We start from the raw sequence: 15,821 nt of genomic DNA, 5'->3' as shown, positions 1-15,821 counted from the left end.
AAAAAGGAGGGTTGGGAATTCCAGCAGTGGCTACCAATTCCACATTCCAGAACTATCATCAATATGGTCGGTGACGATGCAACCAATGGTATCAATTTGGGCAATTTCTGCGGGGGAAAGTTGAACTTCCGCAGCGTGGGCGTTGTCTTTGGATTGTTCAGGATAACGCGCACCGGCTATAGCGTTGGTTTGGGGTTGGGCTATTAACCAAGCTAATGCTAACTGAGCTAGTGTAGAATTATGGTTCTCTGCTATGGGGCGCAGTTTATCTAGTGCTTGTTGGGCGCGTTGAAAGTTTTCGCCTTGAAATAGTTGGTTTTTGGCGCGATTGTCTTCTGGATCAAATTTATGTCCTGGGGGAAATTTCCCGGTTAATAATCCTTGGGCTAAGGGTGAGTAGGCCAAGATGGAAATGTTATGTTCTATGCAATAGGGCATGGCATCTTTTTCTACTTTTCGCCAAAATAAGGAGTATGGAGGTTGTAAGCTATCTATACGTCCATATTGGGCGGCTTGTGCTAATTGGGCGCGGGAAAAATTAGAAACGCCAATGGCGCGAATTTTACCTTGTTCTTTGAGGTGGTTGAGGGCGCGCATGGTTTCCTCAATTGGTACAATCTCACTATTGAATGAGCCAGCAGGCCAGTGAATTTGATAAAGGTCGATGTAGTCAGTTTTGAGGTTTGTTAAGGAGCGATCGCAAGCCTCTATTACTTGGTCATACTTAAGATGGTTCGCAAAAACTTTGGTTGCATACTCTACTTGCTCACGTACATCAGATAAAGCTTCCGCAACAATGCGCTCAGAATGTCCATCCCCGTACACTTCCGCCGTGTCAATGGTGGTAATACCTGCTTCAAAGGCGGCGCGGATAGCTTTAATTGAGTCTGCATCCTCAATTCCTACCCACCATTTTTTACCCGCTTGCCAAGTTCCCATGAGGATGGGGGTAATATATACGTCAGATGTACCCAGTCTTCGCTTCTCCATAAAGGTTCTCTCAATTCATATCCCTGGATAGTTTTATACTTTAACGGTCTTCGCGAAAAATAAAATCAGAGTTACAGTAGATGCTGATGGAATTGAATCAAACTGTGCATACCCTCAAAGAATGGGCTGTTGCCATTCAGGCTTTAGAAGCTGGTAAAACTATTATGTTGTTGCGTAAGGGTGGTATTGCTGAAAAGCAAGGCCGTTTTCAAGTGACTCATCAACGGGTTTTGCTGTATCCCACCTATGAACATCAACAACCTTTGTTACTCAAGACGGAATATGCTAATCTTGTGCATCCCGTACCATCAGGATGGCATCCAGAAACGGTGCAAATTACCAGTTGGGCTGAGATTACTGATATTTTGCCAGTGAGTGAGCAGTCAGTTGTCAGCAGGTTATTACCTTTTCATATCTGGAATGAAAATTTTATCAGCGATCGCCTGAAGTGGAAACCCCAGCAACCCCTATTTATCCTCCTGCTGCGGACTTACCAACTCCCCCAAATCCAAGAAATTCCCTATCGTTCCCAGTATGGTGGGTGTAAGTCATGGATTGATATTGAGTCACCTGTGCAACTACAAGGTTCTCAACCTGTGATGTCTGACTTGCATTATCTGGAGATAGTTAAGGATATTAGGGCGATTATTGGCGACTAGAGGCGATTCATCGCGTCTATACAAGCTTTGTTTATATAATATATTAGCGTTTTTTTTGTAATAAAACTTCAAAAAAGTCTAAATAGTAACTCTTGATACATACACTTTTAGTATCAGCAGATAACATTAAAAAAATCTTATTCTTGCATAAGAATAATGCACAAACATTTGCACAACCTATCTATCTATAAGGCTGTTGATCAGCAATCTCAATGTCGGACTTTTACTTAGGTAATTGTACGTCTTGATATTGTCAGGAAGTTGACTACTTCAGGAAGATTAAGAATTATTCCACAAGGCGGACGCAGTATTGACAAAAATCTGCCAATATGCAGTATATGCTAAATGCAAAGGAGTTTGCCATGCAACGACAAATGTGCTGGATATCTAAGACTAGCGGTGATGGGGACAAAATCTTATATCTGCAAGTTTCACCTAGTCAAGCTTGGCGGCCTTACACAGCTTTTCCCCAATATTCAGTACCAGATTATCAGATTCCTGGCGGCTCCAAAGGTTGGGCAACTTATCAAAAATTACTCAAAGCTGGTTGGACTTTAGTTCCTAGCGCACGCGCCAATGAATTTGGTAACTGTGCCTATGCAGAGTCTTCTATTGTTAATAGTCATTAGTCATTAGTCATTCGCCCTTGTCTGGCTATGTAAATTAAAAACCTCTGGGAGAACCTGCGCCGCGAGGGTCAGCTGCGCCTTCTAAGTTACGATCAACAGTAACAGCGATCGCGTTAATACTGCCCCAAGGATTAGTTTCTTTAATTTTGTGTCCTCGACGGCGTAAGTCTTGCAGAGTTAACGCATCTAAACCCCACCTCTCAACTCGCAACTCATCGGGGAACCACTGGTGATGTATGCGTGGTACAGACACGGCTGCACCAACATCCATATCATATTCCAACACGTTCAGGATAACTTGCAATACCTGAGTGATGATGGTGCTACCACCGGGCGCACCTACTACCATCCGCAGATGATTTTTCTCGGTGATGATTGTAGGTGTCATGCTAGAAAGGGGGGTTTTTCGGGGTGCGATAGCGTTGGCTTCGTTTCCCAAGAGTCCAAAAGTGTTGGGTATTCCTGGTGCAATGGCAAAATCATCCATTTCATTGTTGAGTAAAATACCAGTTCCCTCTACCACTACCCCAGAACCATAACCGAGGTTAACAGTAAATGTGAGACTGACGGCGTTATGTTCTGCATCGACAACGTTTAAATGGCTGGTTTCGGGAGACTCATGAGGAGTTGCATTTAGTTGCTGTTGTCGCCAGTGGGGAATTTTTTCTTGGCTGAAGCGTTGTAAAATTTCGGGTGCAATGGGCTTAACTTGGTTTGCGGGTGTGGCTTTGTCCATGTTAATCTCAGCAAGGCGTTGTTTGGCGTAGCCGGGACTAATCAATGCTTGTACGGGGACTTGGAAAAAATTAGGATCACCTAAATATTGTGAGCGATCGCTGTAGACTATTTTCATCGCTTCTGTGATCAGATGTAAAGCTTGAGGATGATGCCAACCCCAAGATTTTAAGTCTGCATCACCGATGATATTTAACATCTGCAATAACAATACACCACCAGATGAAGGTGGTGGCATAGAACAAACTTCAGCTTGGCGGAAATTCCCACATACAGGAGTTCGCCAGATGGGTTTATAGGCTTTCAGGTCTGCTAAAGTGATTAAACCGCCATTCTTTGCCATATCATTGGCGATCGCACGGGCGATATTACCAGTGTAAAAGCTTTGGGGATTGTGGGCGATAATTTTTAAGGTGCGTGCTAAGTCACGCTGTACTAATCTTTCTCCTGGTTGATAAAATTTGCCGTTACGGGTGAAAATGTTACGTGCGGCTGGGTTACTGAGAATTGCTTGCTCACGATTGATATAGGCTGGAAGTGAACGCCAAGTTAGTTGATTACTGATAATATAACCATTTTCCGCCAGTGCGATCGCAGGTTTTAATACTTCCTGCCAAGGCAGCTTACCATAACGTCGGTGAACTTCATACATACCCGCCACCGTCCCCGGTGTCGCCACTGCTAAATAACCCTTGATACTAGCATTCGGACGCACCTTACCTTCTGCATCTAAGTACATATTTCTTGTAGCTTTCAGGGGTGCGCGTTCCCGAAAATCTAGAGCTTTGATTTCGCCTGTTTTCTGGTTACGTAATAATAAAAAACCACCGCCACCAATTCCGGCGGAAAACGGTTCAACTACAGAAATGGCGAAGGTTGTGGCGACTGCTGCATCAACAGCATTACCACCTTGGCGTAACATTTTGATTCCCGCTTCACTCGCCAAGGAATTCGCAGATACTACCATGCCTTTTTTGCTGCGTAAAGGTACGCTGATGGTGGCTGATGCTATTTCGGTGTAGCAGAGAAGGGTGAGGGAAAAGATGGTAAATACAGTATGTTTGGTTTGAGGAAGAATGGGCATTTTTTTATTTTGTTTAGTCTAGATATAGCTGAGTTAGATAGCTATTGACATTTCTGGAGAATAGTTTAGTATATTTGTAAGGACAATTGCCGTACAAAAATAAAACTATAAGTAGAGGCTATCATGGCTAACACAATGGCTAGAAGCCGGAAACAAAATTCCACAAGCTCCAAAATTGAACGCCTCGAAGCACGTATTACTAAAGAGCAAAAAGAATTATTCCAGCGTGCGGCTGATATTCAAGGTCGAACACTCACAGATTTTGTCATTAGTAGCGTTCTCAAGGCTGCTAATGAGGTTATTCAAGAAAATGAAATGATGGTTTTAAGCAGACAAGACCAAGAGGTTTTTGTAGAAGCACTACTGAATCCAGCCGCACCAAGTGAAAAACTACGTGCTGCTGCTCAACGCTATAAACAAAACATGGGTGTGTAAGTGGCCTTATCTGATAGTTTCGATGATTATTTCATAGAGCCGCTAGGAAAGCATGACCGGGCGGCTTTTTGTTGCGGTGTTGAGCAACTAGACCGTTATTTAAAACAGCAAGCCGGGCAGGATGCTCGTAAGCGTGTAGCTGCTCCTTTTGTGTTAGTTGAAAAAAAATCTGGTAGCATCGCTGGTTACTACACACTTTCTGCAACAAGTATTAAATTGGCAGAATTACCCATAGAAATAAGTAAAAAATTGCCAAAATATCCGATAGTTCCTGCAACACTCCTTGGTCGATTAGCTGTGGATCAAAACCATCGCAAAAAAGGATTAGGAGAAATGCTATTAATGGATGCACTTTATCGCAGCCTAAAAAACGAAATTGCCACAACTGCTGTAATAGTTGAAGCTAAAGATGATGATGCTCGTTCTTTTTATGAGCATTATAATTTTATCAGGTTTCCTAACTATTCTCATAGACTGTTTCTGATGATGGAGACTATCTCCGAAATGTTTGCTTAACACACATCTTGCACCTGTTCCTTGATGATAATTTTTGTAGGTAGGCATTACTTGCAAGTTGTTCAAAACCTGAGTTTTAGGTTGTTGGGTGTGCATAGCCTGGAGCTTATTGAGAATGGTGCAAGATATGACTTTAATTGTGCCTAAGATAGTGGTTTATGTTATCTAATTTGATATTAGACCTCTTGCATAAATATTTTTCTGCCTCACGCAAAGGCGCAGAGAGGTTTTTTAAGAGATATTTAGAAGGGATTTAGATTTACGAAATTCGCGTACTACTTCTTTAATGTCTTGTAGTTCTCCTTCTACTAAATAGTTAAGTTGTCGCATTTCATCTGCGGAAATTTTTCCTGTGAGTTGATTGATGGCTTTTCGGATTTGCGGGTATTTTTTTAAGGTGTCTTGTCTGACAATTGGTGTAGCTTCGTAAGGGGGAAAGTATTGTTTATCATCTTTGAGAACAAATAAACCTAAACGCGCAATTTGTCCATCGGTGGAGTTACCTGCTACCATGTCTACTTGTTTTTGAATTAAGGCGCGATATATTAAACCTAAGTCCATTATTTGGGGTGGTTTGTTAAATTTTAAGTTATAGGTTTTAGCTAAACCTGGAAAGCCATCTTCTCTTTCTAGAAATTCATAGCCGAAACCGCCACGCCATTGGGGTGTATATTGGGCTGCTTCTGATAAGGTTTGAATGTTGTAACGTTTCGCGTCTTCTCCCCTGATAATCATTGCAAAAGTATTTTCAAAACCTAAACTCGGCATTACTTCTAACTGGAATTGTTGAGAGTATGCTTGTTTGAGTTTTTCATAAACTACTTTTGGGTCATTAATTACTGCTTGTTTTAAAATACCAGTAAATGCTGTGCCTGTATATTCAATATAAGCATCAATTTTACCAGCAGTAATCGCTTGATGGCAGACAAAAGAACCACCCAAGCGAGGGCGACGCACTACTTTTAAATTAGTCGTGTCTTCGATTTGTTGGGCTAAAAGTTCGCCTAAAATATCTTGCTCAGTAAAGTCTTTTGATGCTATGATAATGTCACCGCTATTAATGATTGGGTTAGTTTGACAACCAGCAATAACTAGCACTAATCCCAAGGATAATAAAAAAAATATCAAAAATCTTTTCATAACCCTACACCCAACTATTAACTTTTAACCTTGAGTTTCTTCTCCAACCATCCAATTAATAAATCAGCTAGTAATGCTATCACCGCCGCCGGAACTGCACCAGCTAAAATTAATTGATTATTGACAACTGCAATTCCCCGAAAAATAAACACGCCTAAACCCCCTGCACCAATTGCTGCTGCAATAGTCGCAATACCAATAGCGATAACTGTCGCCACTCTTACCCCTGCCAAAATCACCCCCATTGCTAAGGGAATCTCTACCTGTAATAATAATTGTCTATCTGTCATCCCCATCCCTCGCCCAGCTTCCCGAATGGCAGCATCTACCCCTGTAATACCTGTATAAGTATTCCGAATGATTGGCAGCAGCGAATATAAAGTTAAGGCGACAATAGCCGGAACAACACCAATTCCACCAATAACCGGGACAGGAATTAATAAACCAAATAATGCTAAACTGGGGATTGTTTGCAGAACATTAGCCACACCCAAAATAGGCTGACGTAGTTGAGTTTGACGGGTGATTAAAATTCCTAAAGGAATGCCGATAATTATAGCAATGCTAATAGCAACACCCACCAAAAATAAATGTTCTAGGGTGTGTCGTAAAATTTCCGGTGCGTACTTAATCAAAAAGAAATCTTTCATAAATTGTCTTGCAGTGAACGCAGACATTGCAGAAAAGCTAAACTTTCGGGATGCTGCGATCGCATAAATTCATCCTTTGTTCCTAATACTACCAATTCTCCGCCATACATTAAACCAATTCTCGATGCCAAAACAAAAGCTTCTTGAATATCATGGGTGACAAAAACCACAGTCTTACCTAATTCCTGCTGTAACCGTCTAAACTCTTGCTGTAATTCTAAGCGTGTGATGGGGTCAAGTGCGCCAAAGGGTTCATCCATTAATAATACAGGCGGATCTGCCGCTAAAGCCCTAGCAACACCAACCCTCTGTCTTTGTCCCCCCGATAACTCATGAGGATAACGTTTAGCGAATTGTGCAGGTTCTAAACCCACCAAATGTAATAATTCATAAACCCGTGTTTTAATTTGTTTAGGTTGCCAACCTTCTAAACTAGGAACTAAACCCACATTTCTTTCTACAGTGAAATGAGGAAACAAACCAGTTTCTTGAATCACATAACCAATCTTTCGCCGCAGCTTAATCTCATCCCACTGAGTTGTCGGCACACCATCAAATAATACCTCACCTTGAGTGGGTATGAACAAACGATTAATTAACTTCATAGTAGTAGTTTTACCGCTACCACTACGCCCCAATAATACTAAAGCTTCCCCACGATGAATAGCAAAATTTAACCGCGACACCAAAGGACGATGGTTGCGGCTAAAACTAACATCACAGAATTGAATCGCAACTGAGTTATGTTGTGACATTACATTAAATAGTAATTCGTAATTAAAACAAACACGAATAATTACAAACTACCCTCACACTTCACCCCAAATCTTACCACTCCGCGTACCTCCGCGTGAACCTCCGCGCCCCTCCGCGTTTAATTTCTTTCCAATAAAACCCGCGTACCCGACTCTCCCAACCTCCTTAACTGGCGAGTCATTTGGAACAAAAATAAACCCAAAATCCCCACGTGTCCCATAATAGCCAAAAAAGCCGTCATTGCTGATGCACCGCTTGATGGATACAAAACTATAAGAGGTGCAGCAATAGAAAATAGCCATAAAAAAGTTTGGTTTCCGGGATAGGAAAACAACATAGCTAAAGCAACGACTGGCAAAATAATCACAGCACCCAAAATACCATTAGTCCAAAATAGCCTTTGTCCATTTTTCATCATTAAAAGTAGCTGCGCTAAAACTGCATAGATAACAGCGAGACTACCAGCAAAAATTAAGGATATGAAGATGTTGAATTTGGTATATATGTCGGTAGTAGAGACAAGAGTAAATAAACTCAAACCTGTAATAGAGATGATAACATTCAGAGCGATCGCCACTACAGCCGGACTTTTTTCACCCCAAATTAAATCTTGCATTAACTGACGCTTTCCTGTCGGCGATGAAGCCAGATGACGATAACGCGCCCAGTCTTGTAAAGTATGACGATGGGGAGTCAAAGCCGCAATTAAATACAAGAATAACCACAAATTCAGAAACATGAGACAAGCCATGTTTTCTGTCATGGCAGAAGCTATATTACCAATACCAAAGACGACTTTTGACCAATTAGCACAGCCGATAGTGATAATTGTAAACGCGATAGTCAGTAAATAACTCTGCTGCTTACTTAACATAGTAGCATTGCGATCGCGGAAACAACGTTGCAATGATTCCCAGATAAAATAAGCCCCCAACAAGTGAATTACTACAGCAAAACCAATGATGGTTAACCAATTATTTCCTAATGGTAGAACAAACCAATTAAAATTATCTAACGTTAACCCCCTAGATTGAGGAATAAAATAATAGGGATTAATCAGCTTTAAAATTACAAATGGGTAATTAAATGAGATTTCATCTTTCAATGATTGCTGAGTGAATAGGAGAAAACCTAAAACTGCACCACTCCCCAACCAAGCTTGAAACCCACCTAACCAAGAACCAATTAAGCCAAATAATAGCGCACCACTGAAGTAAAACAGGCTAGCAGTAATGACAATTATATAGAAGCCGAAAATCGAGATTAGAGAAAGGTTTGCATTTAAACCTAACCACAAATGAAGAGGAATTGCTAGAAATACACCCAAATATATCAGTATAGGTACTCCCAGCATTTTCCCGAAGAGAATACTTTGGGGTGGCTGGGGACTCAACCGGATAAAATTTAAAGTATCACGTCTTTCTTCCGTAGCTAAATCATTGATGAGGAGATAAGTACCCGCCACTAGAATTGAGAAAAATCCAATAATACTCAGTCCGGTAAATATATCTTGAAACCATAACGGCCAGTTAATCATTACATTACCAAAACCATCGAAAAGACATTCTCGTGAAATATCTAAATATTGACCTGTACAGTATTTATGGTAATTGGTATACGTGATACTGTCACTATTGGGTAAGAGACTTTGAAAATAAAGAAAGACTCCCAACTGAGTGAGTAATGATGTAGTAACTGCTAATAGTACATTGCGTTTATGTAAGCGTCCTTTAATTTCCCTGAATAGTTGGGGGTTATAGTCTCCGAGTTGACTTATCCAGTTCGTGTGCATAGTTAAAACTCGTTTGGTAATTGCTTAAGTTCGTAGTAAGGACTTTAGTCCTGTTTTTTTCTTATGTATTTGCCAACAGAGGGCTAGAGCCGCTCACTACAAACAAGATAATTAAGTTCGTAGTAAGGACTTTAGTCCTGTTTTTTCTCATATCTTTAGCAAGAGAGGGCTAGAGCCGCTCACTACAAACAAGATAATTAAGTTCGTAGTAAGGACTTTAGTCCTGTTTTTCTTCCCGTATTGTTGCCAACAGAGGGCTAGAGCCGCTCACTACAAACAATATAATTAACGTGCGGTTAGTAATGCTTTGGTTGCAGACTCTCCAGCTAATTTTATCTGCTTGTTGAGTTGAAAATTCAACAATGCTAAGACAGTTACCTCAAATAAGAGTGACATAAAAACTGTGATGGTTGCAGCATCTTTTAACCCCACCCAAGGAAAAGTAGAAAATAACCAAACTGCGGGATATTCAAGCGGAGAAATGCTTAAAAAGCTTAAAATTGCGGGTGGTAAAAACATGACTGCGCCTATAGTCCCAATTGCCCAAATACTACGTCTGGAGGTTTTCATCATCAGCATCATTTGAGCAATGGTAGTGTAAATCATCATCATGCTAATAAATACGGCTACAGCTAAAATCGCTTTCATTCTGCCAATATCATTCACCCAGTTAATAGTGTGGCTCTGTTTTACATTTAAGACAGGTGCAAGAATAATCCATACTATCAAAGGTGTAACTATGATTAACAGGTTAATAGCCATTGCTATCAAAGCCGGACTTTTTTCACCCCAAACAACATCCTTAAACCAGGAACTATTCCAAAAACTTCTGTTGCTAGCTTCTGGGTGATAACTATACCGTGACCAATCTTGCACTTGTTGACGTTGGGGCGTTATAATTAGCAGTAAACTAAATAACAACGCCAAGTTAAACATAATCAAAAACGGTAAATTCTGCCCGATTTGATAGTTTAAATCATAATAGCAACTTGGGGGTTGACTATTATAATTGTAGGGACAATGATTTTGGTAATATTGAAGAGTAAATCCCCAAAATCCTAATTGACAACAAGCTACAAACCAGTAACTTTGACCTTTACTAATAATAGCCGTATTGGGATTACGAAACCGACGCTCTAGTGCTTGCCAAGCCCAGTAAATGCCGACACCATAATTAATTAGATGTAAGCCGACTAAACCAACAAGATTTTTACCGATTGGTAAATAGAAAAATTGTAATTCGTTAAGGGATGTTTTATCGTAGTGACGGAATAAGTTACCAAATAGATAACCCATCATATCAAAGGGGCTTAACAGTCTCAACCATGTAGCTGTATTCTGAATATAGGGGCTATATGATGCTAAGTTCATAGTGGTGAACAAAAACAATAACACTACACCACTAGCTAACCAAGGTTGAAATCCACTAAACCAACGACTGTTTAAACCAAATAGCAGCGCATAGCTGTAGAAGAAAACACAGCTAGCGATGAGAACTATATCAAAACTGAGAATGTGACTCAAGGCGATTTTGGCAGAAATTCCCGCCCACAAATGTAAAGGTAAGGCTGTTAAAACTAGGAGATAAATAACAATTGGTACGCCTAACATTTTGCCAGTTAGAATACTCACCTCTGATTGAGGAGTTAAGCGTAAAAAATTGAGAGTACCACGCCGTTCTTCTTGGGCTAAATTATTGATGAGTAAATAAGTCCCAGCGACTAACAAGATAAAAACAAACATGACGCTAAGACTGAGAAATATATATTCCCAATGGTCTTGCCACCACAATTGTATATTTATTTGGTCAGTAGGGCAGAATTTATCATATAGTAGCTTATTGAGATTAACTTGCTCATCTTTTAAATTAGTTAGTTGTGTGTTGAGTGCCTGAATTTTCGCGGGTTCAATGTTTGGCTGACCACTATATCTGTTAATTTTTTGCTGAACTTGCTCAATTAGTTGGTAAAGTGAGTTAAGGCGTTGTTTATAACCTGTACTCAAATTACAGTATGTTCCCGACATGGGATATTTTTCCCCTGGATAATCACCCAATTGATAGAGGAAAATTCCCAGTTGAGCAATCAGTGATAAGCCAACAGCAATGATGATATTAAAAACCTTCAGGCGACCTTTAAGTTCTCTAAATAATTGTGGATTCCACTCGCCTATTTTGTCGATTAAATTCTGCATCATCGGGAGAATCTCCAATTAAATAATTAAGATGCTTGTTTGTGTCCTAGTTTCAAGAAAATGCTTTCTAAATCTTCTTGTGTGGAATGAAAATCAGTAAGAGGGATGCCTGATGTAACTAAAGAGCGCAATAATTCCGCAGAGTCTTCCTGTGTCCCCGAAAAATTCACCCGCAAGCTATTTGTTCCTGGGATTTTCTCCCACTCCTCTACACAAGGATGATGTTTAACCTCAGTTAAAAGTGCATCTAAATCACCCAAGGTTGTTAACAGTATTTGTTGACGAGATAGCCGTTGATAAAGTTGTTGTAATGAAGCACTTTCTACCAAAAAACCTAATTCCATAATGCCCACAGAACTACACAGTTCTGCTAAGTCGCTGAGAACATGGGAAGAAATTAAAATTGTCATCCCTGCTTCTTGCAACGCCTTAATAATTTCCCGAAACTGCATCCTGGCGATGGGGTCAAGTCCAGAAACAGGCTCATCTAATAGCAGTAAAATTGGCTCATGGATGATAGTCCTTGCTAAACTTAAACGCTGCTTCATTCCCCGCGACAGTGTGGAAATTAGACTGTTACGTTTATTAACCAGTTGAATGAGTTCTAAAACTTCGTATAAACGTTGAGTGCGGCGTGGTTCACGCAGACGATAAAGACGGGCAAAATAATCTAAATAATCCCAGACAGTTAAATCTTCATACAGAGGATAATCATCAGGTAGGTAGCCAAGACGACGTTTGAGAGTGGGGTTACTCTTGTCACGACGCAAGCGATCGCCATTAATATAAATCTCACCAGTAGTTGGTTCTTCAGCTGCTGCCAACATCCTGATGAGAGTCGTTTTTCCTGCGCCATTCGGCCCTATAAGTCCATAGACTTCACCTGCTTGAATTTCTAAGTCAATATTATTAACAGCTACGTGCCGTTCAAACTGCTTAGTTAAGCCACAAGTGCGAATTGCTAATTCTTTTACCATAGCTGCTGAGGTGCGGCTGTTGTTTAAACTCTAACGTAACCTCTCTCTACAGCTTTCGTCAGGCTCGTTTCGGAAAATGTAACTGAATATAGCAAAATTGACCTAAGTAATAAGTATTATCAACTAATTTTGAGAAAAGTAGGACTTAACCATTGACAGGAAACACCAAATGTGATTCATGTCAAAACAGTTTTGTAGGGGTTTAGTATTGCAAAACCCCTACAGTATAGATATATTTCTCATCAAATTAATCATTGATAAAAGTCTAAACCCATATCATAATTAATTTGGAAAATACCGACTGCTTTACGAACTTTTGAGAGATGCAGAGGGGATAAAAGGCTTACTACCATCTCCAGAAGGGATATTACTAAATGCGTAGCGTTGTTCTGGAATTGGATAACCAGCCTCCCCAAAAGTTTCGCGGATGACTTTATTCGTGTCAAAATAAACTTGCCAATAATTTTCATTATGACAATAGGGACGCACAGCTAATACTGGCCCTGCTAGGTTAAAGCTGAGAATTTCTACATCAGGTGCAGGATTATTCAACACATTGGGAATTTGGCTAATTCGCTGCTTTAAAAGTCTAATTGCTTCGTTATGATTGACATCATGATGTAATTGTGCCGTCAAATCAACCCGACGGTAAGCATTAGCGGAAAAATTCTCAATATTGTCAGAAAATATTTTGTTATTAGCCACAATCGTCATCACATTATCAAGTGTATTGATAGTGGTGGTAAACAGTCCAATTTCTGCAACTTTTCCGGTGACACCTGCGGCTGATATCAAATCACCCGTTTTAAAGGGTCGAAAAATCATTAAAAAAGCACCAGCAGCAAAATTAGCTAATAAACCACTCCAGGCTGCACCGATGGCGATACCAAGCGCAGCTAACAAAGCAGCAAAAGAAGTAGTTTCAACCCCAAAAAAGCCGAGAATTGCGACAATCAAAATAATTCTCAGCGTCACAGAAAGGATATTCATTAAATAGTTGATTAATGTTGGTTCAACCTGTTGGTTGCGGAAAGTTCGCCGCAGTAATTTCAAACCAAAATCAATCAATCTTTGAGCAATTAGCCAGATAGCGATCGCACCCAGCAGCCTGAGTACAAATTGAGTTAAAAGAGTCAGAGTAATTGGCCAAAAAGCAGTTAAATCCATAAAATTTTTCTCTAGGTTTACATTTACAGACAAGACAAAAGAATCAAACCCAAACAAGACTCACAGTCTATTCTTTGGTACTTGTCATAATGGTGTAAATCCGTATATAAACCCACCTCTTTCTAAAGATAGGTTTTGTAATTTAGGTCTTTGGCAAGATATTGAGATTTATTCTTAGCTAATTTTCGGGCGTTGCTGAGTGGCAGTATGAATTTATATCACGCAGAGACGCAGAGACGCAGAGAGTAAGAGTATGAGAGAAGAAATTTTTGACTCTCATAGTTCAACTGTTGCACCTAGCCTACCTCCGCGCCCCTGGAGCGTTTAAAAATTAAAATTGTACATCTTGCTAGGTATGATATTTAATCTACAAACATTTACCGCATAAAAACTAACTATGACTCAGAACTACCGTATAACCCTACTCCCTGGCGATGGTATTGGCCCCGAAATTATGGCGGTGGCGGTAGAAGTGCTAAAAGTCGTAGGTAAGCAATTTGATATTCAGTTCGATTTTCAAGAAGCCTTAATTGGTGGTGCAGCCATTGACGCGACAGGTGAACCTTTGCCAGCTGCTACCCTAGAAACTTGCCGTAACAGTGATGCTGTCTTACTCGCCGCTATTGGTGGTTATAAATGGGATTCCCTACCATCTCATCAACGTCCAGAAGCGGGTTTATTAGGATTGCGTGCAGGTTTGGAACTATTTGCTAACTTACGTCCAGCCCAGATTTTACCACAATTAATTGATGCTTCCACCTTGAAAAAGGAAGTAGTGGAAGGCGTAGATATTATGGTGGTGCGCGAACTCACCGGAGGAATTTACTTCGGTAAACCCAAGGGGATTTTTACTACCGAGACAGGTGAGAAACGTGGTGTAAATACAATGGTTTACACAGAAACCGAAATTGATCGGATTGGGCGGGTAGCATTTGAAACTGCACGGAAACGTCGGGGGAAACTTTGCTCAGTCGATAAAGCCAATGTATTAGAAGTATCACAACTGTGGCGCGATCGCATGATCAAATTGTCTCAAGAATACCCAGATGTTGAACTCACCCATCTTTACGTCGATAATGCGGCGATGCAGTTAGTACGCGCTCCCAAACAGTTTGATACTATCGTCACCGGGAACTTATTTGGTGATATCCTTTCTGATGCTGCCGCTATGCTCACAGGTAGTATAGGGATGTTACCCTCTGCTAGTCTGGGTGCTTCTGGCCCTGGAGTGTTTGAACCAGTCCACGGTTCTGCACCAGATATTGCAGGACAAGATAAAGCTAACCCCCTAGCCCAAGTTTTAAGTGCGGCGATGATGTTACGCTACGCCTTAGATCAACCCCAAGCCGCAGACAAAATTGAAAAAGCCGTGTTACAAGTTTTAGAACAAGGCGATCGCACCGGCGATATCATGTCTGAAGGCATGAATCTCGTAGGTTGTCGGGCTATGGGTGAATCATTAATTAAAGTCATTAGTCATTAGTCATTAGTTATTAGTCATTGGGGACTGGGGACTGGGGACTGGGTATTGGGGACTGGGAAATAATTTCTCCCTCATCTCCCACCCTGCGGGTTCGCGGTAGCGTCTCGTAAGAGAAGCAAGCTACATCTCCCTCATCTCCCTCATCCTCCTCATCTCCCTCATCCCCAGTTCCTACAATGGTTCGAGAATTTTTTAATACAATGCGCCAAATTGGCAACCTTTACTAACAGTTTCAGCTAAACTAGAAGCAAATATAGCAACTACGCAGAAATATAGTGTACGCTTTAAGACAAGAACAGGTAAAAGCTAATTTTACTGCTCCCAGAAATCAATCGCCTTTGATTGATCCTGCTATCATCAGAGCTGCGGGGCAAATTTACTACACCCACTGCGAAGTACACCCAGAAATAGCAGGCCAGCCGTCAGGAGTGGCAATCAATCGGGTGAATCTCCGGGGTAAGGTGATTTTTACTAACCAACCAGTTCTCTTACCTCAAGAGTGTTTTGTGCCGTTGAGCCAAATTGAATCTCATATGTATTAGTTATTAGTTATTAGTCATCAGTCATTAGTCGTTAGTTGGGAGTAAAAGTGAACTTACTCTAGAAAAAGTGGGC

Annotated in this window: 16 protein-coding genes; 6 read left to right on the top strand and 10 right to left on the bottom strand. The window is 40.7% G+C overall.

What is annotated here, in order from left to right:
* Positions 1-30: 30 nt before the first annotated feature.
* Positions 31-990 (bottom strand): aldo/keto reductase, encoded by a 960-nt coding sequence (locus tag A3775_RS18470; RefSeq protein ID WP_066375615.1) that lies wholly within the window; start codon positions 988-990, stop codon positions 31-33.
* Positions 991-1,070: 80 nt separating this feature from the next.
* Between A3775_RS18470 and A3775_RS18465 the strand changes: the two genes are divergently transcribed.
* Both A3775_RS18465 and A3775_RS18460 read left to right on the top strand, forming a co-directional pair.
* Positions 1,071-1,649: a DUF1802 family protein gene (locus tag A3775_RS18465; RefSeq protein WP_066375612.1), complete on the top strand. Its 579-nt coding sequence runs from the start codon at positions 1,071-1,073 to the stop codon at positions 1,647-1,649.
* Positions 1,650-2,011: 362 nt separating this feature from the next.
* The gene (locus A3775_RS18460) at positions 2,012-2,278 is read left to right on the top strand and encodes a hypothetical protein (protein ID WP_066375879.1); all 267 of its coding nucleotides are present in this window, start codon (positions 2,012-2,014) and stop codon (positions 2,276-2,278) included.
* Positions 2,279-2,312: 34 nt separating this feature from the next.
* Here the strand turns inward: A3775_RS18460 and ggt are convergent, their stop codons facing one another.
* Positions 2,313-4,097, bottom strand: coding sequence for a gamma-glutamyltransferase (gene ggt, locus A3775_RS18455; RefSeq protein ID WP_066426190.1), 1,785 nt, complete (start codon positions 4,095-4,097; stop codon positions 2,313-2,315).
* Between the two features lie 123 nt (positions 4,098-4,220).
* Here ggt and A3775_RS18450 point away from each other — a divergent pair, with 123 nt between their 5' ends.
* Entirely contained in the window at positions 4,221-4,532 is a 312-nt protein-coding gene (locus A3775_RS18450; protein WP_082803785.1) for a DUF1778 domain-containing protein, read from the top strand.
* A complete protein-coding gene (locus A3775_RS18445) occupies positions 4,533-5,048 on the top strand; it encodes a GNAT family N-acetyltransferase (RefSeq protein ID WP_066426183.1) in 516 nt (171 codons plus the stop codon).
* Positions 5,049-5,279: 231 nt separating this feature from the next.
* On the opposite strand, the gene A3775_RS18440 is transcribed toward A3775_RS18445, so the two are convergent.
* The 7 genes from A3775_RS18440 to A3775_RS18410 all read right to left on the bottom strand — a co-directional run bounded on the left by A3775_RS18440 (position 5,280) and on the right by A3775_RS18410 (position 13,723).
* Positions 5,280-6,188, bottom strand: coding sequence for a glycine betaine ABC transporter substrate-binding protein (locus A3775_RS18440; RefSeq protein ID WP_066426182.1), 909 nt, complete (start codon positions 6,186-6,188; stop codon positions 5,280-5,282).
* 17 nt (positions 6,189-6,205) lie between these two features.
* A complete protein-coding gene (locus A3775_RS18435; RefSeq protein ID WP_066375598.1) occupies positions 6,206-6,838 on the bottom strand; it encodes an ABC transporter permease in 633 nt (210 codons plus the stop codon).
* A complete protein-coding gene (locus A3775_RS18430) occupies positions 6,835-7,593 on the bottom strand; it encodes an ATP-binding cassette domain-containing protein (protein WP_066426180.1) in 759 nt (252 codons plus the stop codon). The genes A3775_RS18435 and A3775_RS18430 overlap by 4 nt, the downstream gene beginning before the upstream one ends.
* Before the next feature lie 119 nt (positions 7,594-7,712).
* The gene (locus tag A3775_RS18425; protein WP_066426178.1) at positions 7,713-9,386 is read right to left on the bottom strand and encodes a hypothetical protein; all 1,674 of its coding nucleotides are present in this window, start codon (positions 9,384-9,386) and stop codon (positions 7,713-7,715) included.
* A gap of 285 nt (positions 9,387-9,671) precedes the next feature.
* Positions 9,672-11,582: an ABC transporter permease subunit gene (locus A3775_RS18420; protein ID WP_066426176.1), complete on the bottom strand. Its 1,911-nt coding sequence runs from the start codon at positions 11,580-11,582 to the stop codon at positions 9,672-9,674.
* Between the two features lie 23 nt (positions 11,583-11,605).
* The gene (locus A3775_RS18415) at positions 11,606-12,556 is read right to left on the bottom strand and encodes an ABC transporter ATP-binding protein (protein ID WP_066426174.1); all 951 of its coding nucleotides are present in this window, start codon (positions 12,554-12,556) and stop codon (positions 11,606-11,608) included.
* Positions 12,557-12,862: 306 nt separating this feature from the next.
* Positions 12,863-13,723 (bottom strand): mechanosensitive ion channel family protein, encoded by an 861-nt coding sequence (locus A3775_RS18410; protein WP_066426172.1) that lies wholly within the window; start codon positions 13,721-13,723, stop codon positions 12,863-12,865.
* 397 nt (positions 13,724-14,120) lie between these two features.
* On the opposite strand from A3775_RS18410, the gene leuB reads away from it, so the two are divergent.
* Entirely contained in the window at positions 14,121-15,206 is a 1,086-nt protein-coding gene (gene leuB / locus A3775_RS18405; protein ID WP_066375588.1) for a 3-isopropylmalate dehydrogenase, read from the top strand.
* A 10-nt stretch (positions 15,207-15,216) separates the two neighbouring features.
* Here leuB and A3775_RS24395 read toward each other — a convergent pair whose 3' ends face one another.
* Positions 15,217-15,423 (bottom strand): hypothetical protein, encoded by a 207-nt coding sequence (locus A3775_RS24395; RefSeq protein WP_156481675.1) that lies wholly within the window; start codon positions 15,421-15,423, stop codon positions 15,217-15,219.
* 58 nt (positions 15,424-15,481) lie between these two features.
* Here A3775_RS24395 and A3775_RS18400 point away from each other — a divergent pair, with 58 nt between their 5' ends.
* On the top strand, positions 15,482-15,748 hold the full coding sequence (locus A3775_RS18400; protein ID WP_066375585.1) for a hypothetical protein: 267 nt from the start codon (positions 15,482-15,484) through the stop codon (positions 15,746-15,748).
* Positions 15,749-15,821 lie beyond the last annotated feature (73 nt).

The organism is Anabaena sp. 4-3 (assembly GCF_001597745.1).
Classification (GTDB): domain Bacteria; phylum Cyanobacteriota; class Cyanobacteriia; order Cyanobacteriales; family Nostocaceae; genus Trichormus.
Note: the sequence above shows the minus strand (reverse complement) of the source record. Positions and strands in the feature narration are given on the sequence as shown.

What these genes read in the sequence shown, in the direction of transcription:
- A3775_RS18465 (WP_066375612.1), top strand. Translation starts at nt 1,071, where the DNA reads ATGCTGATGGAATTGAATCAAACTGTGCATACCCTCAAAGAATGGGCT.
- A3775_RS18450 (WP_082803785.1), top strand. Translation starts at nt 4,221, where the DNA reads ATGGCTAACACAATGGCTAGAAGCCGGAAACAAAATTCCACAAGCTCC.
- A3775_RS18440 (WP_066426182.1), bottom strand. Translation starts at nt 6,188, where the DNA reads ATGAAAAGATTTTTGATATTTTTTTTATTATCCTTGGGATTAGTGCTA.
- A3775_RS18460 (WP_066375879.1), top strand. Translation starts at nt 2,012, where the DNA reads ATGCAACGACAAATGTGCTGGATATCTAAGACTAGCGGTGATGGGGAC.
- A3775_RS18415 (WP_066426174.1), bottom strand. Translation starts at nt 12,556, where the DNA reads ATGGTAAAAGAATTAGCAATTCGCACTTGTGGCTTAACTAAGCAGTTT.
- A3775_RS18425 (WP_066426178.1), bottom strand. Translation starts at nt 9,386, where the DNA reads ATGCACACGAACTGGATAAGTCAACTCGGAGACTATAACCCCCAACTA.
- A3775_RS18420 (WP_066426176.1), bottom strand. Translation starts at nt 11,582, where the DNA reads ATGATGCAGAATTTAATCGACAAAATAGGCGAGTGGAATCCACAATTA.
- leuB (WP_066375588.1), top strand. Translation starts at nt 14,121, where the DNA reads ATGACTCAGAACTACCGTATAACCCTACTCCCTGGCGATGGTATTGGC.
- A3775_RS18470 (WP_066375615.1), bottom strand. Translation starts at nt 990, where the DNA reads ATGGAGAAGCGAAGACTGGGTACATCTGACGTATATATTACCCCCATC.
- A3775_RS18430 (WP_066426180.1), bottom strand. Translation starts at nt 7,593, where the DNA reads ATGTCACAACATAACTCAGTTGCGATTCAATTCTGTGATGTTAGTTTT.
- A3775_RS18410 (WP_066426172.1), bottom strand. Translation starts at nt 13,723, where the DNA reads ATGGATTTAACTGCTTTTTGGCCAATTACTCTGACTCTTTTAACTCAA.
- A3775_RS18435 (WP_066375598.1), bottom strand. Translation starts at nt 6,838, where the DNA reads ATGAAAGATTTCTTTTTGATTAAGTACGCACCGGAAATTTTACGACAC.
- ggt (WP_066426190.1), bottom strand. Translation starts at nt 4,097, where the DNA reads ATGCCCATTCTTCCTCAAACCAAACATACTGTATTTACCATCTTTTCC.